Source organism: Roseateles sp. AC306, from assembly GCF_979253795.1.
In genome coordinates this window covers 1-23,335 of record NZ_CEEDEB010000016.1, presented here as the reverse complement: position 1 = coordinate 23,335, position 23,335 = coordinate 1, and the positions used below count along the sequence as shown (strand labels likewise).

Sequence of the window (23,335 nt, the reverse complement as noted above, 5' to 3'; positions counted from 1 at the left end):
AAAGGCCCACGATGAAGAAAATCGCACTCGTTGCCGCGCTCGCCGCTATTTCGGCCGCTCCCGCTTTCGCACAAAGCTCGGTCACCCTGTGGGGTCGCCTGAACACCACGGTTGAAAGCCAGAAGGTCGGCAACCAGGATCGCAAGTCCGTGATGGAGAACAACAGCTCCCGTCTCGGCGTGCGTGGCACGGAAGACCTGGGTGGCGGCCTGAAGGCTGCTTTCAACCTGGAGCACGGCCTGAATTCGGACACCGGTGCAGCCTCCGGCGGCACGCAGTTCTGGAGCCGCCAAGCCAACGTCGAGCTGATCGGTTCGTTCGGTACTGTCCGCCTGGGTTCCTGGTTCCCTGATTCGTACTTCTCGACGGTCGACCGCGTCAGCAACCACAACCACGACACCGGCACGTCCTCGGACGCGCTGTTCTCGTCCTTTGCCTTCGGCTTCCGCACCAACAAGATCGGCTACTTCTCGCCGACGATGGGTGGCTTCAGCTTCATCGCCAGCGCCCACGCTGGTGAAGGCACGGCCGGGGATGCACGCGCGTTCGATCTGTCGGGCAACTACGAGATGAATGGCCTGCACATCGGCGCGACCTACTCGCAAGCCGACACGGCCGCTCGCCGCAAGAATTACACGCTTGAGGCCGATTACGCGTTCGGTCCCTTCCTGGTGGCTGGTTACTACCAGCGTGAAGAAGTCAACGGCTTCCGTTCGCGTGACATCGGTCGCGTGTCGGCCATGTACACGACCGGCGCTTCCGAGTTCCACGTCAACGTCGGCGGCACCAAGTCCGGCGGCGACGGCACGTTCCGCTTCGCTGGTGGTTCGCAGTGGACGCTGGGCTACAACTACAACCTGAGCAAGCGCACCAAGGTCTACGGCTTCTACACCAGCATCGACCAGAAGCTGGCCAACAAGGCTGGCGACTTCGACTCGCTGGCTGTGGGCGTGCGCCACAACTTCTGATCCTTCGGGACCGGAAACAGAAAGCGCCCTTCGGGGCGCTTTTTTCATTCTCCGAACAGATCGGGCGCGCTCTTGTTGCCAGGGGGCGCCAGACCCAGGTGGCGGTAGGCAGCGACGGTCGCAATGCGGCCGCGCGGCGTGCGCTGCAAAAAGCCCTGCTGGATCAGGTAGGGCTCGATGACGTCCTCGATGGTGCCTGCTTCCTCGCCGATGGCGGCGGCGACGTTCTCCAGGCCCACCGGTCCGCCGTCGAAGCGATGCACGACGGCTTCCAGCAGCTTGCGGTCCATCAGGTCGAAGCCTTGCGAATCGACGTCCAGCATCGCCAGCGCCTTGTCGGCAATGCCGGCCACGATGCGGCCGTCGGCCTTGACCTCGGCATAGTCGCGCACGCGGCGCAGCAGGCGGTTGGCGATGCGCGGCGTGCCGCGTGAGCGGCGGGCGATTTCCAACGCGCCGTCGGCGTCGATGGGCGCGCCCAGCAGGCCGGCGGAGCGGGTGACGATGCGCTGCAGTTCGGCCGGGGTGTAGAACTCCAGCCGCGCGACGATGCCGAAACGGTCGCGCAGCGGATTGGTCAGCATGCCGGCGCGCGTCGTGGCGCCCACGAGCGTGAAGGGCTGCAGGTCCAGCTTGATCGAGCGCGCCGCCGGGCCCTCGCCGATCATGATGTCGATCTGATAGTCCTCCAGCGCCGGGTAGAGGATCTCCTCGACGACGGGACTCAGACGGTGGATCTCGTCGATGAACAGGACATCGTTCTTCTCGAGATTGGTGAGTATGGCGGCCAGGTCCTTGGGCTTTTCCAGCACCGGGCCGGAGGTCTGGCGCAGGTTCACGCCCAGCTCGGCGGCGATGATGTGGGACAGCGTCGTCTTGCCCAGCCCCGGCGGGCCGAACAGCAGCACATGGTCCAGCGCCTCGCGGCGCTTCCTGGCGGCGCCGATGAAGATTTCCAATTGCTCGCGGGCCTTGACCTGGCCGACGTAGTCGTCGAGATGCTTGGGCCGGAGCGCGCGTTCCATCGCCTCTTCGCGGGCGGACTCGGGCGCTGCGCTGATCAGTCGCGGCGCGGGGGCGAAATCGTCGGTCTGGATGCTCACGACAGCTTCTTCATCGCGAGCTTGATGCCGTCGCTGACGCCGACATCAGGCGGCAGGGCTTTCAGCGCCGCGGCGGCGTCTTTCTCGCTGTAGCCCAGCGCGACCAGCGCCTGCAGGATGTCCGCCTGGGCATCGTTGGCCACCGTGGCGGGCAGCGCAAGGTCGGCGCCGAGCTTGCCCTTGAGCTCCAGCAGCAGCCGTTCTGCCGTTTTCTTGCCTATGCCCGGCACCTTGGTCAGCCGGCCGGCCTCCTGGCGCGTCACGGCTTGCGCCAGTTCGGGCACGGACAGGCCGGACAGCAGGCCCAGCGCCATCTTCGGGCCGACGCCGCTGATCTTGATGAGCATGCGGAAGGTGGCGCGTTCCTCGTGCGTGAGGAAGCCGAAGAGCTGGTGCGCGTCTTCTCGCACGGTCAGGTGGGTCAGCAGCACCGCCCGCTCGCCCAGACCGCCGAGGTTGAAGAAGGTGCTCATCGGCACGTCCACCTCGTAGCCCACGCCCGCCACGTCGATGACGACCTGCGGGGGCGATTTCTCGGCGATGACGCCAGTCAGTCTTCCAATCATTGCCCCATTATCTGGGCCGACGCTGAGTCAGTTGAGGACGGAGCTGCGCGCTGCGCACGCAGGTCCATCCCCAAATCATTAGTTTCGACCGAACAAACCCAGGCGCTGCGCTTCCAGCGCGGCCTCGGCGCGCGAGCTCACGTTGAGCTTGCGGTAGATCTGCTTCACGTAGTCGGCAATCGTGTGGCGGCTCAGGCCCAGTTGCACGCCGATTTCAGGCAGCGTATAGCCCTTGGCGACGCGCAGCAGCACCTCGGTCTCGCGGTCGGTCAGTGAGACCTCGTGCAGCAGCGTCGACGACGGCTTCTTCACCTGCGCGGCGAAATAGGCGATGACCTTGCGCGCGATGGACGGCGACAGCGGCGGCTCGCCACCGCTCATGCGTTGCAGCTGCTCCACCAGCAGCTCGCGGGACTGTTCCTTCAGCAGATAGCCGAAGGCGCCGGCCTGCAGGGCGGGGAAGAGGTGCTCGTCGTCGTCATGGATGGTGACGATGACCGACTGCACCTCGGGCTGCTTCTCGCGCAGCGCGGCGATGACTTCGACGCCCGAACCGTCGGGCAGGCCCAGGTCCAGCAGCGCGAGCGTGAAGCGTTGGCCGTTGACGAGGGAGAGTGCGTCCTGCACCCGCGAGCATTCGGTGATCTGGGCGTTGGCGAACACCTGCTTGACCAGGGCCTTCAACCAGGCGCGGATCTCCGGGATATCTTCGAGCAGCAGGATGTGGTTCATGAGGGCCTTGGAGTCAGATCGAAATCACAGCGGGATGGTCAGCCGGATAACGGTACCCCAGCCCGGCCCGGATTCAACCAGACACTGGCCATGCATTTGCTTGGCACGTGATTTCATGCTCGCCATGCCGTGCCCTCTGTCCAGCCGGCCGTCCAGTTCAGACGGGATGCCCTGGCCGTTGTCCTGGATGGTCAGCACAAAGTCGCCGTCCTGGAAGGCGCTGGAGATGGTCGCGTTCGTGGCGCCGCTGTGCTTGATGATGTTGGATACCGACTCGCGCAGGATGCGCGTCGTTTGCACATAGGAGCGGGCCTGGAAGGTGTGCTCGATGTCCTCCGCAGGGCTCTTCCATTCGGCCAGGATGTTGGCCTGGCCCAGCCGCGAGACGACCTCGGCGCGCCAGTCGCCCAAGGCGTCGATGAGGTGCACCGGCTTGCCCGTCAGGCCGCGCACCGACAGCCGCATCTCCTCCAGCGCCTCGCGCGCGAGCGTCGAGATGCGGTCGGACTCGCTGGTGTGCACGATGGTCAGCAGCTTGGCGCCGAGGTCGTCGTGCAGGTCGGCGGCGATGCGCTTGCGCTCGCGCTCGGTGACCTGCTCCAGCTTCTGTTCGGCGAGCTGGCTGTGGCTGCGTTCCACTTCAGCAATGCGATCGGCCATGCGTTGCTCGACAGAGGCAATCCGCTTCTCGGCGTCGGCGCGCGCGTGCGCGACGTTGTTCACGAGCTGCAGCCCCAGGGCCAGCATCAGCAGCGGCAACATCAGGCCGAGCCACGGCGAGGCCGTCCACCACAGCGATTCGCTGACGCCTGCCAGGAACATCTCGGCCAGCAGGGCCACCATCGTCGGCAACAGCAGCACAGCCATGAGGCGCAGCTCGCGCGCTTGCGTTTCGTCGGGCGAGGCCTGCAGGCGCAGGCGGCGCAGCCACAGCGACCAGCCCATTGCGGCCACGAGCTCCAGGCTCAGCACTGCATGCCAGATCGTGCCGAGGGCGCCTACCTGGCCGCCCATCAGCAGCAGGCTGGCGGGCACGACCAGGCATTGGATGAGCAGGGCGTGGTCGATCCAGCTGCGCTTCCAGTTCATCTGGCGCAACAGGAACTGCACGCCGCAGAGCACCAGCAGCGTCATCAGCAGCGGTCTCAGGCCAGCGGCGCCCGGTGCAGCAGTGGCGCGCAGCACAACCCAGCTCAGCATCATGCCGACGAGGAAGCTGGACGGCCGCTCGCGGTGATGCGGGCTGGAGACCAGGCCGACGACCGTGGCCATCAGCGCCAGCATGGCCGCCAGCCAGCCGTGCAGCGTGGCGGCCCAGTACAGGCCGGCCTGCGTCTGGGCGTGGGCGGCCGCCGGCCATAGCGCAGCCAGGGCCATCAACAGGAACAGGGGCGGGCGCCAGGCCATTGCAGGCCTGCGCGCGGTGGGGGACGTCATGGGGCGGCATTGTGCGGGAGGCCCGGTGCCGGGCAGGGCGGGGAATGCACCAGCGACAATCGCGGTCCACTCGCTTTTGACGCCACAAAGTGATCCTGCGCTTCGTCCTCGAACCCGTCGACAACACCCGCCTGGCCCGTGTCTGCGGCAGCCTGGACATTCACCTGCGCGAGATCGAGGCGGCGCTGGGCGTGAAGCTGAGCCGCCGCGACGCGGAGTTCCGCGTCGACGGCCCCAAGGCCGCGGCCGAGCGCACCAAGGCCTTGCTGGAGACGCTCTACGAGCGCGCGCGCCGCGCCTTGCCCGCCGAGACCATGCAGCTGGCTCTCATCGAGGCCAAGACGCCGGAGGCCAGCGAGGCCGCCGAAGCCAAGCCGGGCGACGACGGCGGCCTGGTGCTGCGCACGCGCCGCGCCGACCTGGCGGCCCGCACGCCGCGCCAGCATCAATACCTGCAGCAGATCCTGTCGCACGACATCACCTTCGGCCTCGGCCCGGCCGGGACGGGCAAGACCTTCCTGGCCGTGGCTTGCGCGGTGGACGCGCTGGAGCGCTCGGCCGTGCAGCGCATCATCCTGACCCGTCCGGCCGTCGAGGCCGGCGAGCGCCTGGGCTTCCTGCCCGGCGACCTGACGCAGAAGGTCGACCCCTATCTGCGCCCGCTCTACGACGCCCTCTACGACCTGCTCGGGTTCGACCGCGTCACCAAGGCCTTCGAGAAAGCCCAGCTGGAGGTCGCCCCGCTTGCATTCATGCGTGGGCGCACGCTCAACCACGCCTTCGTCATCCTCGACGAGGCGCAGAACACGACGCCCGAGCAGATGAAGATGTTCCTGACCCGCATCGGCTTCGGCAGCAAATGCGTCGTCACCGGCGACACCAGCCAGATCGACCTGCCACGCGGCACCCAGTCCGGCCTCATCGACGCCGAGCATGTGCTGGCCAAGGTCAAGGGGATCGCCATGACGCGTTTCACCAGTGCCGACGTCGTGCGCCACCCGCTGGTGGCCCGCATCGTCGAGGCTTATGAGGCGAGAGCCTTGCGCGAGGCGCGCGAGATATGAAGCCGGAGTTGAACCTGTCGCTGCAGTTCGCCGATCCGCGCCACCGCGCGCTGCTGCCGCGCCACAAGGTGCAGCGCTTCATCCGTGCGGCGCTGGAGCTGCCGGGCGAGATTGCCGTGCGCATCGTCGGTGCCGATGAGGGCCGTGCGCTGAACCGCGAGTACCGCAGCAAGGACTACGCGACCAATGTGCTGACCTTCGACTACAGCCACGAGCCGGTCGTCGGCGCGGACCTGGTCATCTGCGCCGAGGTCGTGGAGCGCGAGGCCGCTGAGATGGGCATCCCGCTGCTGGACCACTACGCGCACATGCTCGTGCACGGCACGTTGCACGCGCAGGGCTTCGACCACGAGGCCGACGACGAGGCCGAGGCCATGGAGGCGCGGGAGACCGAGATCCTGCTCGGCCTGGGCTTTGCGGACCCGTATCGCCGCAAACCCTAGCCGGCGCTACTTGCCGGAACCCAGATAGCGCTTGCTGCGGAACAGCAGCCACAGCCCCAGCGCCACGGCCCCGATCAACAGCGCCGCTTCCCAGAACCCGTGGGGGTTCTTGATCAGCGGCATCCATTCGAAGTTCATGCCGAAGATGCCGGTGATCAGGTTCAGCGGCAGGAAGATGGCCGTCAGCACGGTCAGCGTGCGCATGATGCTGTTGGTGCGGTGGCCGAGCGCGCTGAAATGCATCTGCACGGCAGACTCGGCCGACGACTCCAGCCGGCGCACATGGGTCAGCACACGCTCCACATGCTCCAGCACGTCGCGCGAACGCACCCGCAGCAGCTCTCGCTCACGGGTCTCGTGCGGGTCGCCGTCGGCCGGCCATTCGTCCAGCGCGTCTATCCATTCCTGGATGGCGGCGCGCTGGTCCTCGCAGGTGTCTTCCAGCCGGTGCAGCGCGTCGCGGCTCTCAAGCAGCAGGGGCCAGTCGTTGAACTCGCTGCTTTGATCCAGCAGCACGCGCTGCAGCGTGCCGAGCTGGCGGGTCAGCAGGCGGCGCAGCTCCAGGTAGCTGTCCACCATGTGGTTGACCATGCGCAGCATCAGGTCGGCGGGGCTCAGCGGCAGGCGGGCGCTGCCGCGCGCGGGGGCCTTGTCGCGCCCTTCGATAAGACGGTCCAGCTTCTGCGCAAAGAACTCGCGCACCTGACAGTCGGTCGGATGCACCGTGACCAGCACGCGGTCGAACACCGCGAAACCCACCGGGCTGGTGTCGATGGAGCGCATCGCCTTCTGCGCCGACGCCAGCGTGCCGTGCTCGTCGTCCACGAACAGCTCGGCGCTGCCGGGTGCGGCCGCCAGCCGGCGGAACACCAGCATGTCGTACCAGGAGGTGTAGTCGAAGTGCGAGGGCAACTGGTTGTTGATCAGATCCGCTACGTGCAGGTCGACGATGTTGCCGCAGCCCCAGCGCGCCAGCGCCTGCTGCGCGGCCGCCTCGCCCACCTCGAACTCGCGCCGCCCGTAGCCCAGCCACAGGAAGCCGCGCGCGGGCAGCGTGTCGGGCAGGGCCGGCAGCTCGGTAAAGCGGTCCGGCTCGATGTGGAAGACCCGCATGGGCCTCAACCCTTCTTCAGCAGCCGTGCGGCGTCGAGCGCGAAATAGCTCAGCACGCCATCCGCCCCCGCGCGCTTGAAGGCCAGCAGCGACTCCATCATGACGGCGTCATGGTCCAGCCAGCCATTGGCCGCGGCGGCCTTGACCATCGCGTACTCACCGCTGACCTGGTAGGCGAATGTCGGCACGCGGAACTCCTCCTTCACGCGCCGCACGATGTCGAGGTAGGGCATGCCGGGCTTCACCATCACCATGTCGGCGCCCTCGGCCAGGTCCAGCGCCACCTCGCGCAGCGCCTCGTCGCTGTTGCCGGGGTCCATCTGGTAGGTCTTCTTGTCGGCCTTGCCCAGGTTGGCGGCCGAGCCGACGGCGTCGCGGAAGGGGCCGTAGAAGGCGCTCGCGTACTTGGCGCTATAGGCCATGATGCGCGTGTGGATGTGGCCGGCGGCCTCCAGCGCCTGGCGGATGGCGCCGATGCGACCGTCCATCATGTCGCTGGGAGCGACGATGTCGACGCCCGCGTCGGCCTGCACGATGGCCTGCTTTGCCAGGATCTCGACGGTCGGGTCGTTGAGGATGTAGCCGCTGTCGTCGATGACGCCGTCCTGCCCGTGGCTGGTGAACGGGTCCAGCGCCACGTCGGTCAGCACGCCGAGCTGCGGGAAGTTCTGTTTGAGCGCCCGCACGGCGCGTGGCACCAAGCCGTCGGGGTTCAGCGCCTCGGCGCCGTCGGGCGTCTTCAGTGCGGCGTCGATGACCGGGAAAAGTGCGATGACCGGCACGCCGAGTTCCACGCACTGTTCGGCGGTGCGCAACAGGTGATCCAGGCTCTGGCGCGAGACGCCGGGCATGGACTTGACGGCGTCCAGGTGGTTCTCGCCTTCGTGGATGAAGACGGGCAGGATGAGGTCGCTGGCCAGCAGCGAATGCTCGCGCACCAGGGCGCGCGTGAAGGCGTCGCGGCGCAGCCGGCGGGGGCGTGCCGCAGGGAAGGCGGCGGAGGTGATAACTGAGCGGGGCACGTCGAATCCTCAATCTGCGGGGGCTGCGGCCCGGCTTGTGATGGACGACACATCCAGCGTCATTTATTCGTGACGGCTACCGCTCAAGCGCGCTAAACTTGTCAGCGAATGATAGCCGCAAGGTCGTCGTTCCCTGCTTTTCCTCCCTGAGCAGGAGCCTTGACGTGATGACAGCGAAAAGGCTTTCTCGCCCCGGTTCTACCGGGGCTTTTTTTCATCTGTACGAAAGCGCCGTGCCGCTTCGCGAACCCGCCTGCGCAGTCGCGCAGCGCACCTGGCGGCGCGGCTTTCGTCCATCTGCAAGCCCTGCTGCTGCGCAACCGGACTTGACTGCTTCTGCCTCACTGGCTGCCCATAATGCCGCCATGCTCTGGGTCAAAGCCTTTCACATCGTCTTCGTCGCCGCCTGGTTTGCTGGCCTCTTCTATCTGCCGCGCATCTTCGTCAACCTGGCCATGGTGGCGCCCGACAGCCATGCCGAACGTGAGCGCCTGCTGCTGATGGCGCACAAGCTGCATCGGTTCAGCAGCATCCTGATGGGCGTGGCGCTGCTGCTGGGGATCTGGGTGCTGGTGGGTTGGGGCGCCAGCCGCTTCTCGGGCAGCTACTGGCTGCACGCCAAGATGCTGCTCGTCGTCGGTGCCATCGGCCTGCACCACATGAACCGCCGCCTGCTGCGCAGCTTCGAGGAGCTGTCCAACCGCCGCAGCCACAAGTGGTTCCGCGTCTACAACGAGAGCGCCGTGCTGCTGTTCACCGCCATCGTCGTGCTGGTGACGGTCAAGCCGTTCTGAGGATCACCCCGGGCATGCGCCACCGGCAGAGTTCCGCCACCTGGCTGCTGCTGGCCCACATCGGGCTGGTCGTCTACGCGAGCCTCTACCCTTTCTTTCCTTGGCGCTGGCCGCCGGGCATGGGCCTGCCGTGGGTATTCGGCCTGCCTTGGCCACCGCGCTTCTACGCCTATGACATGCAGGCCAACCTGATCGGCTACATCCCGCTCGGCCTGCTGGGCTTCGCGGCGGGGATGCGTTCCGGCTGGGGTCTGCGCGCGTCACTTCTGTTCGGCCTGCTGCCGGGGCCGGCGGTGTCCTTTGTGATGGAGACGATGCAGTTCTTCCTGCCTGGTCGTGTGCCGTCGCTGTCGGACTGGGCGCTGAATTCCGCCGGCAGCATGCTGGGCGCACTGCTGGGCGTGCTCCTCAACAGCCTGGGCGGCCTGCAGCGCTGGGAGGACGTGCGCGACCACTGGTTCGGCACCAGCAGCGCGCCGGCCCTGGCCCTGCTGGCCCTGTGGCCGCTGGCCCTGCTGTATCCGACACCCTTGCCCTTCGGCCTTGGTCAGTGGCTGCCCTGGTGGCGCGAGACGCTGATGGACGGCCTGTCCGGCACGCCGTGGGCGCTGAGCTGGGGCGATACGGTTGCCGTTGAACACGAACTGCCGCCGGGCCTTCAGGCGCTGGCGATCGCGTTGGGCCTGGTGGCGCCCGTGCTGCTGATGATCACGGTCGCCCGCCCCGGCCTGCGCCGCCTCGTGCTGGCGGGCGGTGCGGTGCTGCTTGGCCTGCTGGGCACGACCACGGCGACGGCCATGGCCTTCGGGCCCGACCACGCCTGGGCCTGGCTCAGCGATGCGACGCGGCCGGGCGTGGGGCTTGGCATCGTGCTGTCGCTGCTGGCCTGCCTGCTGCCGTCGCGCGTGGCTGCGGCGTTGGGCCTCTTCGTGCTGTGCGCGCTGATCGGCCTCATCAGCGTCGCGCCCGGCGACCCCTATCTGACGCTGAATCTGCAGGCCTGGGAGCATGGCCGCTTCGTCAACCTCTACGGCCTGACGCGCTGGGTGGCCTGGACATGGCCCTTCATCGCCCTGGTCTGGCTCGCGGCGCGGCTGGTGCAACGGCCAAGCTGAGACAATCCACCTCGATGAGCTACTACCAACGCCACGTCTTCGTCTGCCTGAACCAGCGCAGCAACGGTGAGTCCAGCTGCGGCGACCACGATGCGCAAGCCGCCTTCGACCACTGCAAGTCCCGCGTGAAGCAGCTCGGCCTGGCCGGCAAGGGTGGCGTGCGCGTCAACAAGGCCGGCTGCCTGGACCGCTGTGCCGGCGGGCCGGTGGCCGTGGTCTATCCAGAAGCCGTCTGGTATTCCTGGGTCGACAAGAGCGACATCGACGAGATCGTCGAAAGCCATCTGCGTGACGGCAAGGTCGTCGAGCGCCTGGTGCTGCCGGACAACGTCGGTCGATGAACTCGCAGACCGAGAAACGCCTCGTCGCCGGCCCGGCCGGCCAGATCGAGGTGGCCATCGACCTCCCGCCCGACGGCGTCACGCCCGTCGGCACGGCGCTGATCTGCCACCCCAACCCGACCCAGGGCGGCACGATGGACAACAAGGTCGTGCAGACCCTGGCGCGCGCCTTCATCCAGCTGGGCTGGCGCGCCGTGCGCTTCAACTTCCGTGGCATCGGCCAGTCTGAAGGCGCGTGGGATGAGGGCCGCGGCGAGGTGGATGACGCACTCGCCGTGCTCGCTGCCGTCCGCACGCCCGGCGAGGCGCTGATCCTGTCCGGCTTCTCCTTTGGCGGCTTCGTTGCTTCCCAAGCTGCGCTGCGCACCGACCCGCCCGCGCAGCGCCTCGTCCTCGTCGGCCCCGCCACGAGCCGTTTCGATACCGCCCCCGTGCCGGCCGACACCGTGGTCATCCACGGCGAGGTCGACGACGTTGTGCCCCTCTCCGCCGTGCTCGACTGGGCCCGCCCGCAGAGCCTGCCGGTCACCGTCGTCCCCGGCGTGGGCCACTTCTTCCATGGGCAGCTGCCGCTGCTCAAGTCACTTGTGGTGCGCGCCTTTGATCCGGCCCGTGCCTGACCCGAATCCATGAAACGACTGCTAGCTTCCCTCCTCACCGCGCTGTCCCTGACTGCGCAAGCCCAGGCGCCGCTGCCGCCCGAGATCGCCGCGCGCAACTACGTGCTGATCGACCTGACGACGCGCAAGACCCTCGCCGAGCGCGAGGCTGATGCGCCCCAAGATCCGGCGTCGCTCACCAAGCTGATGACCGCCTACGTCGTCTTCGGCGCATTGCGCGAGAAGAAGCTGACGCTGGAGCAGACGCTGCCCGTGTCCAAGCGGGCCTGGGACGAGCGCAAGGGCGACCCTTCGCTGATGTTCATCGACACGACGATGACGCCCAAGGTCGACGAGCTGCTGCGCGGCCTCATCATCCAGAGCGGCAATGACGCCGCCGTGGCGCTGGCGGAAGGCGTGGGCGGCACGGTCGAGAACTTCGTGCAGCTGATGAACCGCCAGGCCCAGGCCTGGGGCCTGAAGAACACCGAGTTCCGCAACGTGAGCGGCATGACCGAGCCGGGCCACCGGAGCAGCGCGCGCGACATCGCCACCATCGCGGCCCACATCATCACGGACTACCCCGAGTACTACGCCTACTACTCGCAGCGCGACTACACCTTCAACAAGATCCGCCAGGACAACCGCAACCTGCTGCTGCGCCGCGACCCGACTGTCGACGGCATGAAGACCGGCTACACCGAGGCGGCCGGCTACTGCCTCGTCTCCAGCGCCAACCGCGATTTCCCCAACGGCAAGCGCCGCCTGCTCAGCGTCGTCATGGGCACGTCGTCCAAAGAGGCCCGCGCCAGCGAGAGCCAGAAGCTGCTGAACTGGGGCTACACGGCCTTCGATGCGGTCAAGGTCTTCGACGCCGGCACCGCCATCAAGACCGTGCCGGTCTGGAAGGGCGAGGCCAAGGAGGTCAAGCTGGGCGCTGCGGATGCCATCTTCGTCGCCGTGCCGCGGGGCGATGCCGGCAAGCTGCAAACGCAGGTGGAGCACACCGACCCGCTGGTCGCGCCGCTCAACAAGGGCCAGCGCGTGGGCACGCTGCGCGTGACGACGACGGCCGGCGCGCCGGTGGCCGAGGTGCCGCTGATCGTGCAGGAGACCGTGCCGCAAGCGGGCCTGCTCGGCCGTGCGTTCGACTCCATCCGCTTGTGGATCAAGTGAGCAGTGAGGAGGTTGCGATGAATCTGCCGCCTGATTTGCCTGAACTGCCCGACGTGCCGCCCGAAAAATCGCTCATCGAGTACCCGTCGCAGTTCCCGATCAAGGTCATGGGCGCCAAGGCCGACGGCTTCGTCGAGGCCATCGCGCATGTGGCGAAACAGTTCGACCCCGGCTTCGATCCGGCCACCATCGAGCAGCGCCCGAGCAAGGCCGGCAACTACCTCGGCCTGACCATCACCATCACGGCCACCAGCCGGGAGCAGTTGGACGAGATCTACCGGACGCTGACGACGCATCCGATGGTCAAGGTGGTGCTGTGATCAGGTGGCGCTGTCCAGCGCCGTGATCTTGGCCTTGGCCGCCACGTCGCCGTTCTTGGCGGCCGCCTCGTACCAGTAGCGCGCCAGCCGCGCATCCGCTTCCACGCCCAGCCCCGTCTCGAACATCGACGCGACGAGGTATTGCGCGCCAACGTCGCCGGCCTTGGCGGCTTCGAGGTACCAGCGGTGCGCCTGGCTCATGTCCTGCGCCCGGCCACGGCCCAGGTAAAAGCAGGTGGCGATCGCCAGCGCGCCTTCGCCGTTGCCGTGTTCTGCGGCGCGTTCGAACCAATCGCAAGCCGCAGCCGGGTCGGGCTTGCCACGGCGGCCCTGCTCGACCATCTCGCCCAGCGCGTTCTCGGCCAGCGCGAACTTCTGCGCCGCGGCGCGCTCCAGCCATTGCCAGGCCTTCGCATCGCTCGCGCCGGGCAGTTCGCGGCGCAGGTTCATCATCGCCAGGTTGAACTGGCCCAGCGCCTCCCCGCGCTTGGCGGCGGCGGTGAAGCCCCTTGCGGCAATCTTCAACTTGCCCTCGTCGTAGGCGGCCAATGCATCATCGAGCGAGGTGGCGTGGGCCAGCGAGGCGGTGACCAACAAGGCGGCAATCAGCGGAATCTTCATCGTGGCAAGTCGGTTGGGGCGGGCAAGGGCTTACAGCGCCTGCCTATGATGCCCGCATGATCGTCAAGTCCCTCGGACGGGTTGATTACCTGCCCACGCTGGAGGCCATGCGCGCCTTCACGGCGGTGCGGGATGCCGACACGCCGGACGAGCTCTGGCTCTGCGAGCACCCGCCCACCTTCACCCAAGGCATCGCCGGCAAGCCGGAGCATCTGCTGTTGCCGGGCGACATTCCCGTGGTGCCGACCGAGCGCGGTGGCCAGGTCACGTATCACGGCCCTGGCCAGGTGACGGCCTATCCGCTCATCGACCTGCGGCGCCTCGGCATCTTCGTCAAGGAATACGTCTACCGTTTGGAGACGTCCATCATCCAGACGCTCGACAGCTATGGCGTGACCGGCCTGCGCGTGGCCGGCGCACCCGGCATCTACGTGCGCCCGGCCGACCCTGGCAGCCACGCCGCGCTGGCCGGCCCGGTCGACCCGGCGAATGCCTTCAAGGATCTGGCCAAGGTGGCCGCCCTGGGCATCAAGGTCAGCCGGCACTGCACCTTCCACGGCCTCGCGCTGAACGTGGCGATGGACCTGGAACCCTTCCAGCGCATCAACCCGTGCGGATACGAAGGGCTGGAAACTACATCCCTCGATAAAATCGGGGTTTTCACCGACTGGCCGACCGCGGCCGGGCGGCTCGCCGAACGGCTCTCGGCACAGTTCACGTCATGACCATGTCCGACACGACCACCTACGACCCGACGATCAAGCAAAAGGCCGAAGCCAAGACTTCGCGCATCCCCATCAAGATCGTTCCGGCCGAGGTGCTGAAGAAGCCGGACTGGATTCGCGTCAAGGCTGGTTCGCCGTCGACCCGCTTCTACGAGATCAAGCAGATCCTGCGCGAGCACAAGCTGCACACCGTCTGCGAGGAAGCCTCCTGCCCGAACATCGGCGAATGCTTCGGCAAGGGCACGGCCACCTTCATGATCATGGGCGACAAGTGCACGCGCCGCTGCCCGTTCTGCGACGTCGGCCACGGCCGGCCGGACCCGCTGGACGTGGACGAGCCGCTGAACTTGGCCAAGACGATCGCCGCGCTGAAGCTGAAGTACGTCGTCATCACCAGCGTGGACCGCGATGACCTGAAGGACGGCGGCGCCGGTCATTTCGCCGAGTGCATCATCAAGACGCGCGAACTGTCGCCGCAGACGCAGATCGAGGTGCTGGTGCCCGACTTCCGCGGCCGCGCGGACCGCGCGCTGAACATCCTGAAGGCCGCGCCGCCGGACGTGATGAACCACAACCTGGAAACCGCGCCGCGCCTGTACAAGGAAGCGCGCCCGGGTTCGGACTACCAGTTCAGCCTGGACCTGCTGCGCCGCTTCAAGGAAGAAGTGCCGGGCGTGCCGACCAAGAGCGGCATCATGGTCGGCCTGGGCGAGACCGACGACGAGATCCGCCAGGTGATGCGCGACATGCGCGCGCACAACATCGACATGATCACCATCGGCCAGTACCTCGCGCCGTCCGGCCACCACCTGCCGGTGCGCCGCTATGTGACGCCTGAGATGTTCAAGCAGTTCGAGAAGGAAGCCTACGAGCTGGGCTTCACGCACGCGGCCGTGGGTGCGATGGTGCGGAGCAGTTACCACGCGGACGAGCAGGCCCACGCGGCCCTGAACCCCACCGCCGCCTGATCAGCCCAGCAATGCGGCAGGTCGTGCAGGCCTGGGCTGCGGTGCCATCGGCGGCACCCGCGGCGCGTCGTTGAGGCGCAGGAACTTGAAGCCCACCAGCTGAGGTTTTTTCTGGCCAGCCTGGCGTGAGTCGCGCTCGTCCAGGCGGGCGATGAAGCTCTGCAACGGCTCCTCGCGCACCTGCGGCTCGGCCGAGTGCACGATGTTGCGCCGGCCGTCACTGCCAATGACGATGAGGCCGACGTGCGAGGCCCAATAGCCACCGTCGCGACCCGAGATCACGTTGACGAAATCGCCTTCCTGCAGCTGCGTCTCGATGGCGGCCACGTCCTGCTTGGCGACGAACACGTCTTCGAACTGCTGCACGGGGATGTCGCGCACGATCTTGAATTGCTTGCGCAGGAATGCGCTGCGGTCGATGCGCTGCCGGTAGGCCTGTGTCGGTGCACCCAACGCGCCAGTGACGTCCTGCACCAGCCAGCTGTTGGCGATGTTCCAGTCGGCTTCCGTGTAGTGGTTGCGCGTGGCCGTGCCAATGACGCCGTCGCGGTAGCGCAGGCGCTGCAGCATCCAGAAGAACTCCTCCCACGATGCGCTCAGCGCCATCGCGTAGATGTGCTCGGCGAACACGACGCAGTCGCTTTTGGTGAGGTTGAACAGCGGCTGGCTGTCGTAGGTTTCGTAGGGAAACTCGCCCAATAGATAGAGCTCGTAGGGCTGGCCAATGTTCTTGCGCGCCAGCGCCGCGATGCGCCGGCGCAGGTCGGGCTGGTCCAGCTGTTGCCAGGCAAGGAAGCGGCCCAGCTCGGCAGGCTGCATCCGGTACAGCGGCTTGTTGAGCAGCGAGCCCAGCTCGGCGCCATCCAGCCCGACGCGGCGTGCTGCATCTAGCTGTGCGGCGGTAGGTTCGATGCGCGGCAGCGCCGGCGGCGGGGTGCCGGGCTGGTGCGCGCAGGCGGCCAGCAAGAGTGAAAGGGCCAGGGCGCCAAGTTGCTTCATCGCCGCAGTGTCAGCCATGGGCCGGTGCGCTGCCGCGTGGGCTCAGGCCTCGGCCAGCAGCTTCTCGATCAACTCGTGCAGGGATGAGAAATCCGGCTCACCGACGTAGCGCTTGACGATCTCACCGCGCTTGTTGATGAGGAAGGTCGTCGGCGTCATCTGCACCGGGCCGAAGGCCTGGGCGACGCTGCCGGTGTTGTCGATGGCCACGCCGAAGGGCAGCTGGCGCGTCTCGGCAAACCGGGACACAAAGGCTGGCGGGTCGTAGCTCATGGCCACGGCCAGCGTGTCGAAGCCGCGGGCCTTGAACTTGTCGTGCGTAGCGACGATCTGCGGCATTTCCTTCACGCAGGTCGCGCAGCTCGTGGCCCAGAAGTTCACCAGCATGACCTTGCCAGCCCACTGCTGGGAGCCGGCCTTCTGGCCACTCAACAGGGTGTAGCTGACCTCAGGCGCGCGTTCTCGGGCGCAGCCGCCGAGTGCGGCAGCGCAGATCAGCGCGAGGGCAGGAACGAGAGTGCGGCGCTTGAGCATGGGCCGCATTCTAGGAAACCCGTCAATTCCTCTTGGCGAGCTCGAACATCAGCAGCGACGGCAGCGCGTCGGGGAAATGGCGGCGCGAGATGCGGGCCAGGCCGTCGTCGGTGGCCGTGGACAGCTGGGTGCGGTGCTCGGCGTCGAACATCTCGACGAAGCAGAAGTCCGGCGCGTCGCGCATCACCTCGGCGATCAGTTGCAGCAGGGCCTCGTTCATCAGCGCCGCGTCGAACAGCAGCGCATGCGGCAGGCCCTCGCGGCAGAACTGCTCGGCCTCGGCCACGCTGCCCACCACGTCCACCAGCATGCCCATGTGGCGCACGGCAGCCTGGGCCTCCGTGCGCAGGTCGCGGTTGGCCGCCAGGATCAGCAACTGGCAGCCGGCCAGTGGGCGCGAGTTGCCGCCCATGCGCTCGACTTCCGCCTCCAGCCGCGCTTGAGTGCTGTCGGGCGGCGGCGCTTCGTCGGGGGCAAGCTGGTTGAACTCCAGCGTCAGCAGCGTGATGCCGGCCTCCTGCTCGCGCAGCGGCAGCACGCCCAAGGTGATGGCCGTCTGCTCCAGCAGCTTCCAGGCCAGCGAGTCCAGGCCGGCGGACGCTGCTCGTGGTTCCGGGTGGTCACCCAGCAGCTCCAGCGAGCGGTGGGCAAAGCGGCAGCTCAGGCGCGCCTTCACGGGCCAGGGGGTCAGGTCCAGGCGCAGGTCGACGGAAGAATGCGTGTTGGCCAGCGCCCAATCCATCAGCGCGTTCAACAGCGCAAACAGCAGCGCGCCGTCGGCCCAGATCTCCACGGCCTGCAGCGACTGCCGCACCTGCACGCCGCGCGCCTGGGTCTCGCGGCTTCGCTGGGCCAGTACGCTGCGCAGCATCTGCGTGAGGTGCTGGCGCTCACGGTTCAGGCGCAGGCGGCCGGAGGCCAGGCGCGAGAGCTGCTGGCCCAGCATGCCGGCGGTGCGAGCGTCGTCGACGCTGCGGCGCAGCAGGCGCAAGCCGCGGCGGTCGATCTGGCCACTGGTGGCAAGGGCCTGGATCTGTTCCAGCGCCGCGCTCAGCGGCCCGGCGATCTCGGCGCCCAATTGCTGGACGATGTCGGCCCACTGCACCGGCGTGGGCTCAGGCGTGACATCGTTGGCGGCGCTGACTGGCGCTGAAGAAGGCGGTGTGGACATGACCCCGATGACGACAAGCCGCGGCGGATGGTTCTAAGTTGTTGGCCCGCCGCGGTGCGAGAACGCATGCTGGGCACAGGGCGCGCCAACCTCCATCCCCTGGGCAGGGGGAAACCCTTGGTTTAGGGGTGGGTTTGCCCTCAAGCGATCACACCGTTGGCGCGCCAGTTCGTGATTTCCTCCGCACTACAGCCGGCTTCTCGCAGCAATTCGTCGCTGTGCTGGCCGAGCAGCGGCGGCGCATGTCGGTACTGAACCGGCGTGGCCGACAGCTTCATCGGACTGGCGACGAGGCGTAAATCCGGCGTCAGCGGGTGATCCATGCCGACGACCGCACCGCGCGCCTGCGCCTGCGGGTCGGTCAGCGCCTCGTCGATGCCATTGATGGAGCCGCAAGGCACCTTGGCGGCCTCCAGCGCGCTCAGCCAGTCGTTGCGGGGGCGCAGGCGGATGGCTTCAGCCAGCTGCGGCACGAGGATGGCGCGATGACGGACACGCTCCGAATTGGTGGCAAAACGCGCGTCCGCTGCCCAATCCGGTCTGCCTGCCACGTCGCAGAACTTGGCGAACTGGCGGTCGTTGCCCACGGCCAGGATCAGGTGGCCGTCACTGGCCTCGAACACCTGGTAGGGGACGATGTTCTGGTGCGCATTGCCCATGCGCCCAGGCACCTGGCCGCTGCACAGGTAGTTGCTGCCCAGGTTGGCCAGCATGGCGAGCTGGGTGTCCAGCAGCGCCATGTCGATGACCTGGCCCTGGCCGGTGGCGTCGCGGTGGCGCAGCGCGGCCAGGATGGCGACGGTGGCGTACATGCCGGTGAAGAGGTCGGCCACCGCGACGCCCACCTTTTGCGGCCCGCCGCCGGGAAGGTCGTCGCGCTCGCCGGTCACGCTCATCAGCCCGCCCATGCCCTGCACGGCGTAGTCGTAGCCGGCGCGCTCGGCGTATGGGCCCGTCTGGCCGAAGCCGGTGATGGAGCAGATGACGAGCCCGGGGTGCTCGGCCAGCAGGCTTTGCGCGTCCAGCCCATAGCGGGCCAGGTCGCCGACCTTGAAGTTCTCCACCAGCACGTCGACCTGGGCGGCCAGCTTGCGCACGATGGTCTGCCCCTCGGGCGTGGCGAGATCCACGGCGAGCGAGCGCTTGTTGCGGTTGGCCCCGAGGAAGTACGCGGCCTCGGTCGTGTCCCGCCCGTGCGCGTCTTTCAAGTAAGGCGGCCCCCAGGCGCGCGTGTCGTCACCGCTGCCAGGCCGTTCGATCTTGATGACGTCGGCACCCAGGTCCGCCAGCGTCTGCGTGCACCAAGGGCCGGCCAGCACGCGGGACAGGTCCAGCACGCGCACGCCAGACAGTGCTTGAGGGGAGGGCAAATCTTGCATGGCGGAATTGTCGGGGGCTGCCTGCAGATAATTGGGCGATGCACCATCGCCTCATCGCCGGATTTGCCCTAATGCTGGTTTTGCTGGCCGCGTGCCAGCCAGCGCTGAACTGGCGCGAGGTGCGGCCGGCGCAGTCCAACGCCGTGGCGCTCTTCCCCTGCAAGCCGGAGGTCGAGCAGCGGCCCGGCATGGGCCTGGCCCAGTGCGAGGCTGCGGGAATGAGATTCGCGCTGTCCTGGGCGGACGCCCCCGACCCTAGCCAGTCAGGGCCCGCGCTCAAGGCCATGGCGCTGGCCCTGGCCGCCAAGGTCGGTCAGCCGCTGCCGTTGGCGCAGCCGCTCCAGGTTCCCGGCATGACGCCCCTGCCCGAAGCCGCCCAGTACCGCATGGCCGGCGCCAGCGGCGCCGCCCGGCTGGCCGTGTTCTCCCATGGCGGGCGGGTCTATCAGGCGCTGATGACGGCGCCGCGAGACGATTCAGCCGCGTGGGACAGCTTCCTCGGCGGCATGCGTGTGGCAGGGGCTATCGAGCCCGCCCGCTAACATCCCGCTCATGGCCCAACTCCTCGTGATTGCCCACGCGCCGCTCGCTTCTGCGCTGCGGCAGGTGGCTGAACACACCTTTCCGGACTGTGCGCCCACGCTGACCGTATTGGACGTGCACCCCGGCATGTGCGCCGACGATGTCGAGACGGCCGCTCGCGCGCTGATGACCGACGCCAGCCAGCCCGAGTGGCTGGTCTTGACCGACGTCTTCGGCGCCACCCCCTGCAACGGCGCACTGCGCCTGGCGGGGGAGCAGGTGCAGGTGCTCAGCGGCGTCAGCGTGCCCATGCTGTGGCGCACGCTCTGCTACGCCAGCCAGAAGTCCTTGACCGAACTGGCCCGGCGCGCCGTGCAAGGCGCGGTCGCCGGCGTCGTCGCCACGCCTCCCTTGCCTTCCGACGAATGATCACTTCCACCCTCACCATCAGCAACAAGCTGGGTCTTCACGCACGCGCCTCGGCCAAGCTGACCAAGCTGGCCGGCAGTTTCAAGTGCGATGTCCACATGACACGCAACGGCCGTCGTGTGAATGCCAAGAGCATCATGGGCGTCATGATGCTGGCCGCCGGCCTTGGCGCCTCCGTCGAACTGGAGACCGAGGGCGAAGATGAACAGGCGGCGCAGGACGCGATCACCGCGCTCGTCAACGACAAGTTCGGCGAAGGTCAATAAGACCTTGCGGGACAGACCGATCGAGCGCAGCGAGTAGTTTTGTCCCCAACTGGCTTAAAAGCTGGTGATGCGGCGAAAGCGCTCTGGCAGGTCCGCCATGCGCACCAGCAGCGGCAGGTCGGCGGTGTTGAAGTCCGGGTCCCAGGCCGGCTCGCCCATGAGCTTGGCGCCGCAGCGGAGATAGCCGCGGATCAACGCCGGCGCCTCGACGTTCAGGTCCTGGCGCAGATGGGCGATTGGCAGCGGCAGGCGCGGGCGGACCTGGCAGTCGATGGGCGCAAGGTGCGTGGCCGCCATCTGCTTCCACAGGCTGGCCGCGAAATGCCCGCCGTCCCGCATGCTGACGCTGGCGCAGCCGATGACGGTGTCCAGCCCGTTGCGGTTCATGAAGTCGGCCATCGCGCCCCACAGCGCAATGATGGCGCCACCGCTGCGGTGGTCGGCATGCACGCAGGAGCGGCCGATCTCCGCCACACGCGAACGCATGCCGCGCAGCCGGGTGAGATCGAATTCGGTGTCGCTGTAGAAGCCGCCGGCGCGCTTGGCGGCCGCCGGGGTCAGCACGCGGTAGGTGCCGACGACGGGGCCAGGCTCGTCGCCGTCCTCGCTGCCCGCGCGCACCAGCACATGCTCACAGTAGGCATCGAAGAGGTCGACATCCAGGCCGGTCGCCTTGCCGTTGGCCGGCGCCAGGCGCGCGCCCATTTCGACCGCGAACACCTGGTGGCGCAGCGCCTGGGCTTCGCGCACCTCTGACTCGCTGCTGGCCCAGCTGACGCTCAGGCGGGTGGGAGTGGCGCGCTCCAGGCGCGGCAGGGCAGGGGCTTGCGACGGCGCACGCGTGACGATGTGACTGCGATTCATGCGGCGGAATGCTGAGCGGCTGGTTTGACGCAGCCATGAAGGCGCAATGAAAAAACCATGACGTGCGGCGCTCGTACAACCGGCTACATTGACCCCTCGAACTGCGGGGTGTGCGATGAGTTTCCAGGTGTTCGGCATTGCGGTCTCACGCGGCGTGGCCATCGGCCGCGCGGTGCTCGTGGCGTCCAGCCGTGTCGACGTGGCGCACTATTTCGTCGCGCCTGACCAGATTGCGTCGGAAATCGCCCGCCTGCTGCGCGGTCGCGATGCTGTCGTGCTCGAACTTGAAACGCTGCGCGATGAACTGCCTGGCGACGCGCCCCACGAACTGGCCGCGTTGCTCGACGTGCACCTGATGCTGTTGCACGACGAGGCCCTCACCGGCAGCGCCAGCCAGTGGATCGTCGACCGCCACTACAACGCCGAATGGGCACTGTCCGCCCAGCTCGAAGTGCTCGCGCGCCAGTTCGACGAGATGGAGGACGATTACCTGCGCGAACGCAAGGCCGACCTGGAGCAGGTGGTGGAGCGCGTGCTGCGCGCCCTGGCGCATGCCCTCGGCGACACACCCACGCCCGTCACGCCGCGCGACTTCGGCGGTGAAGACCCGCTGCTGCTCGTCGCCGCCGACATCGCGCCGGCCGACATGATCCAGTTCAAGCGCAGCGTTTTCCGCGGCTTCATCACCGATATCGGCGGCAAAACCTCGCACACCGCCATCGTCGCGCGCAGCCTGGACATCCCGGCGGTCGTCGGCACCCGCGAGGCCTCGCGCCTCATCCGCCAGGACGACTGGGTCATCATCGACGGCGACGCAGGTACCGTCATCGTCAACCCCTCGCCTATCGTGCTGGAGGAGTACCGCTTCCGCCAACGCCAGAGCGAGCTGGAGCGCGCCCGCCTCGGGCGGCTGAGGCACACGCCCGCCGTCACCCTGGACGGCGAGCACATCGAACTGCACGCCAACATTGAAATGCCGGCAGACGCGGAAGCCGCCGTGGCCGCGGGCGCGACAGGCGTAGGCCTGTTCCGCAGTGAGTTCCTCTTCATGAACCGCGACGGTGAACTGCCGAGCGAAGAAGAGCAGTTCGTTGTCTATAGGGCGGCCGTCGAGGCGATGAAGGGAATGCCGGTGACGATCCGGACTGTGGACATCGGTGCCGACAAGCCGCTCGACCGCCTCAGCGTTTCCGAGCTGCGCCACGAGCATGTGCTGAATCCGGCGATGGGCCTGCGCGCCATCCGCTGGAGCTTGGCCGAGCCGAGCATGTTCCGCCAGCAGCTGCGCGCCATTTACAGGGCCAGCGCCTTCGGCAAGGTCAGGCTGCTCGTGCCCATGGTTGCTCACCTCAGCGAGGTAAAGCAGATCATCGAGACCATCCGCAAGGTGCAGCAGCAGCTCACCGATGCGGGACACGCCTTCACCCGCGTCGAGCTCGGCGTCATGATCGAGATCCCGGCTGCGGCGGTCATGCTGCCGATGCTGCTGCGGCATCTGGACTTCGTCTCCATCGGTACCAACGACCTGATCCAGTACACGCTGGCCATCGACCGCGCCGACGAGGCGGTGGCCCACCTGTACGACCCTTGGCACCCGGCGGTGTTGCAGCTCATCAGCCGCGCCATCGCGGAATCGCGCGCAGCGGGTAAGGGGGTCAGCGTCTGCGGTGAGATGGCCGGCGACCCTGATTTCACGGACTTGTTATTGGCGATGGGGCTGCGCAGCTTCTCCATGCATCCCTCGCAGATCCCTGCCGTCAAGCAGCGCGTGCTCCGCGCTGATACCCAGCGCTTGGCGGCCGCACTGCCGCGCGTGCTTGAAAGTGAAGATCCCCGGACTGCGGCGAGCAAGGAACTCGCAACCGCCAGAGGTGGGGCTGCTGTAGTTCATTGAGTAAGCACGGGAAGTCAACCGCGGCATGCGCTCCGCCACTGGCGGGATGCACGCCCTGCGGCGAGGGCCCGCACAAGGTATTGAACTGATGGGACGCTTGCGCCTGATCAAAAACCTGTGCTACAGTCGTGGGCTTCGCTGATGACAAAGCGCTGAGTGATCTGGAGACG

General features: G+C 67.5%; 27 protein-coding genes. 15 read left to right on the top strand and 12 right to left on the bottom strand.

What is annotated here, in order from left to right:
* The first annotated feature begins 11 nt into the window (after positions 1–11).
* On the top strand, positions 12–968 hold the full coding sequence (locus AC0IZJ_RS23885) for a porin (RefSeq protein ID WP_471854073.1): 957 nt from the start codon (positions 12–14) through the stop codon (positions 966–968).
* Positions 969–1,012: 44 nt separating this feature from the next.
* Here the strand turns inward: AC0IZJ_RS23885 and ruvB are convergent, their stop codons facing one another.
* The 4 genes from ruvB to AC0IZJ_RS23865 all read right to left on the bottom strand — a co-directional run bounded on the left by ruvB (position 1,013) and on the right by AC0IZJ_RS23865 (position 4,806).
* Positions 1,013–2,071, bottom strand: a complete 1,059-nt coding sequence (gene ruvB / locus AC0IZJ_RS23880; RefSeq protein WP_471854072.1) for a Holliday junction branch migration DNA helicase RuvB — start codon at positions 2,069–2,071, stop codon at positions 1,013–1,015.
* On the bottom strand, positions 2,068–2,637 hold the full coding sequence (gene ruvA / locus AC0IZJ_RS23875) for a Holliday junction branch migration protein RuvA (RefSeq protein WP_471854071.1): 570 nt from the start codon (positions 2,635–2,637) through the stop codon (positions 2,068–2,070). Before ruvA ends, ruvB begins: the two co-directional genes overlap by 4 nt.
* 78 nt (positions 2,638–2,715) lie before the next feature.
* Positions 2,716–3,369, bottom strand: coding sequence for a response regulator (locus tag AC0IZJ_RS23870; RefSeq protein WP_457422300.1), 654 nt, complete (start codon positions 3,367–3,369; stop codon positions 2,716–2,718).
* A 24-nt stretch (positions 3,370–3,393) separates the two neighbouring features.
* A complete protein-coding gene (locus AC0IZJ_RS23865) occupies positions 3,394–4,806 on the bottom strand; it encodes a sensor histidine kinase (RefSeq protein ID WP_471854070.1) in 1,413 nt (470 codons plus the stop codon).
* Positions 4,807–4,895: 89 nt separating this feature from the next.
* On the opposite strand from AC0IZJ_RS23865, the gene AC0IZJ_RS23860 reads away from it, so the two are divergent.
* Both AC0IZJ_RS23860 and ybeY read left to right on the top strand, forming a co-directional pair.
* On the top strand, positions 4,896–5,870 hold the full coding sequence (locus tag AC0IZJ_RS23860; protein ID WP_471854069.1) for a PhoH family protein: 975 nt from the start codon (positions 4,896–4,898) through the stop codon (positions 5,868–5,870).
* Positions 5,867–6,313: an rRNA maturation RNase YbeY gene (ybeY, locus tag AC0IZJ_RS23855; RefSeq protein WP_471854068.1), complete on the top strand. Its 447-nt coding sequence runs from the start codon at positions 5,867–5,869 to the stop codon at positions 6,311–6,313. The genes AC0IZJ_RS23860 and ybeY overlap by 4 nt, the downstream gene beginning before the upstream one ends.
* A 6-nt stretch (positions 6,314–6,319) precedes the next feature.
* Here the strand turns inward: ybeY and AC0IZJ_RS23850 are convergent, their stop codons facing one another.
* Positions 6,320–7,426 carry a magnesium transporter CorA family protein gene (locus tag AC0IZJ_RS23850; RefSeq protein WP_471854067.1) on the bottom strand — a complete coding sequence of 369 codons (1,107 nt, stop codon included), beginning with the start codon at positions 7,424–7,426 and terminating at the stop codon, positions 6,320–6,322.
* A gap of 5 nt (positions 7,427–7,431) precedes the next feature.
* Positions 7,432–8,448, bottom strand: coding sequence for a porphobilinogen synthase (hemB, locus tag AC0IZJ_RS23845; RefSeq protein ID WP_471854066.1), 1,017 nt, complete (start codon positions 8,446–8,448; stop codon positions 7,432–7,434).
* Between the two features lie 365 nt (positions 8,449–8,813).
* On the opposite strand from hemB, the gene AC0IZJ_RS23840 reads away from it, so the two are divergent.
* Genes AC0IZJ_RS23840 through AC0IZJ_RS23815 form a run of 6 tightly spaced genes read left to right on the top strand, consistent with a single transcriptional unit; the run spans position 8,814 to position 12,793 of the window.
* Entirely contained in the window at positions 8,814–9,242 is a 429-nt protein-coding gene (locus tag AC0IZJ_RS23840; protein ID WP_471854065.1) for a CopD family protein, read from the top strand.
* A gap of 14 nt (positions 9,243–9,256) precedes the next feature.
* Positions 9,257–10,357 (top strand): VanZ family protein, encoded by a 1,101-nt coding sequence (locus AC0IZJ_RS23835; protein ID WP_471854064.1) that lies wholly within the window; start codon positions 9,257–9,259, stop codon positions 10,355–10,357.
* 14 nt (positions 10,358–10,371) lie between these two features.
* A complete protein-coding gene (locus AC0IZJ_RS23830) occupies positions 10,372–10,698 on the top strand; it encodes a (2Fe-2S) ferredoxin domain-containing protein (protein ID WP_471854063.1) in 327 nt (108 codons plus the stop codon).
* Positions 10,695–11,318, top strand: coding sequence for an alpha/beta hydrolase (locus tag AC0IZJ_RS23825; protein WP_471854062.1), 624 nt, complete (start codon positions 10,695–10,697; stop codon positions 11,316–11,318). The genes AC0IZJ_RS23830 and AC0IZJ_RS23825 overlap by 4 nt, the downstream gene beginning before the upstream one ends.
* Positions 11,319–11,327: 9 nt before the next feature.
* On the top strand, positions 11,328–12,473 hold the full coding sequence (locus AC0IZJ_RS23820) for a D-alanyl-D-alanine carboxypeptidase family protein (protein ID WP_471854061.1): 1,146 nt from the start codon (positions 11,328–11,330) through the stop codon (positions 12,471–12,473).
* 17 nt (positions 12,474–12,490) lie between these two features.
* Positions 12,491–12,793, top strand: coding sequence for a YbeD family protein (locus tag AC0IZJ_RS23815; protein WP_471854060.1), 303 nt, complete (start codon positions 12,491–12,493; stop codon positions 12,791–12,793).
* Here AC0IZJ_RS23815 and AC0IZJ_RS23810 read toward each other — a convergent pair whose 3' ends face one another.
* Complete coding sequence (locus tag AC0IZJ_RS23810) at positions 12,794–13,414, bottom strand: tetratricopeptide repeat protein (protein ID WP_471854059.1); 621 nt, start codon at positions 13,412–13,414, stop codon at positions 12,794–12,796.
* Between the two features lie 56 nt (positions 13,415–13,470).
* Here AC0IZJ_RS23810 and lipB point away from each other — a divergent pair, with 56 nt between their 5' ends.
* Both lipB and lipA read left to right on the top strand, forming a co-directional pair.
* A complete protein-coding gene (gene lipB / locus AC0IZJ_RS23805; RefSeq protein ID WP_471854058.1) occupies positions 13,471–14,139 on the top strand; it encodes a lipoyl(octanoyl) transferase LipB in 669 nt (222 codons plus the stop codon).
* 2 nt (positions 14,140–14,141) lie between these two features.
* Positions 14,142–15,107: a lipoyl synthase gene (lipA, locus tag AC0IZJ_RS23800; RefSeq protein ID WP_471854057.1), complete on the top strand. Its 966-nt coding sequence runs from the start codon at positions 14,142–14,144 to the stop codon at positions 15,105–15,107.
* On the opposite strand, the gene AC0IZJ_RS23795 is transcribed toward lipA, so the two are convergent.
* The 4 genes from AC0IZJ_RS23795 to AC0IZJ_RS23780 all read right to left on the bottom strand — a co-directional run bounded on the left by AC0IZJ_RS23795 (position 15,108) and on the right by AC0IZJ_RS23780 (position 19,190).
* Positions 15,108–16,106: an N-acetylmuramoyl-L-alanine amidase-like domain-containing protein gene (locus AC0IZJ_RS23795; RefSeq protein ID WP_471854056.1), complete on the bottom strand. Its 999-nt coding sequence runs from the start codon at positions 16,104–16,106 to the stop codon at positions 15,108–15,110.
* 42 nt (positions 16,107–16,148) lie between these two features.
* Positions 16,149–16,640 (bottom strand): TlpA family protein disulfide reductase, encoded by a 492-nt coding sequence (locus tag AC0IZJ_RS23790; RefSeq protein ID WP_471854055.1) that lies wholly within the window; start codon positions 16,638–16,640, stop codon positions 16,149–16,151.
* Between the two features lie 22 nt (positions 16,641–16,662).
* On the bottom strand, positions 16,663–17,811 hold the full coding sequence (locus tag AC0IZJ_RS23785; protein WP_471854053.1) for a hypothetical protein: 1,149 nt from the start codon (positions 17,809–17,811) through the stop codon (positions 16,663–16,665).
* 140 nt (positions 17,812–17,951) lie between these two features.
* Positions 17,952–19,190 (bottom strand): CaiB/BaiF CoA transferase family protein, encoded by a 1,239-nt coding sequence (locus AC0IZJ_RS23780; RefSeq protein WP_471854052.1) that lies wholly within the window; start codon positions 19,188–19,190, stop codon positions 17,952–17,954.
* 71 nt (positions 19,191–19,261) lie between these two features.
* On the opposite strand from AC0IZJ_RS23780, the gene AC0IZJ_RS23775 reads away from it, so the two are divergent.
* The 3 genes from AC0IZJ_RS23775 to AC0IZJ_RS23765 are packed head-to-tail and all read left to right on the top strand — an operon-like array spanning position 19,262 to position 20,407.
* Entirely contained in the window at positions 19,262–19,732 is a 471-nt protein-coding gene (locus AC0IZJ_RS23775; RefSeq protein ID WP_471854051.1) for a hypothetical protein, read from the top strand.
* A gap of 10 nt (positions 19,733–19,742) precedes the next feature.
* Positions 19,743–20,141, top strand: a complete 399-nt coding sequence (locus AC0IZJ_RS23770) for a PTS sugar transporter subunit IIA (protein ID WP_471854050.1) — start codon at positions 19,743–19,745, stop codon at positions 20,139–20,141.
* A complete protein-coding gene (locus AC0IZJ_RS23765; protein WP_471854049.1) occupies positions 20,138–20,407 on the top strand; it encodes an HPr family phosphocarrier protein in 270 nt (89 codons plus the stop codon). The genes AC0IZJ_RS23770 and AC0IZJ_RS23765 overlap by 4 nt, the downstream gene beginning before the upstream one ends.
* Positions 20,408–20,461: 54 nt before the next feature.
* On the opposite strand, the gene AC0IZJ_RS23760 is transcribed toward AC0IZJ_RS23765, so the two are convergent.
* A complete protein-coding gene (locus AC0IZJ_RS23760; RefSeq protein WP_471854048.1) occupies positions 20,462–21,271 on the bottom strand; it encodes a GNAT family N-acetyltransferase in 810 nt (269 codons plus the stop codon).
* A 115-nt stretch (positions 21,272–21,386) separates the two neighbouring features.
* Here AC0IZJ_RS23760 and ptsP point away from each other — a divergent pair, with 115 nt between their 5' ends.
* The gene (gene ptsP / locus AC0IZJ_RS23755) at positions 21,387–23,165 is read left to right on the top strand and encodes a phosphoenolpyruvate--protein phosphotransferase (RefSeq protein ID WP_471854047.1); all 1,779 of its coding nucleotides are present in this window, start codon (positions 21,387–21,389) and stop codon (positions 23,163–23,165) included.
* The last annotated feature ends 170 nt before the right edge of the window (positions 23,166–23,335 follow it).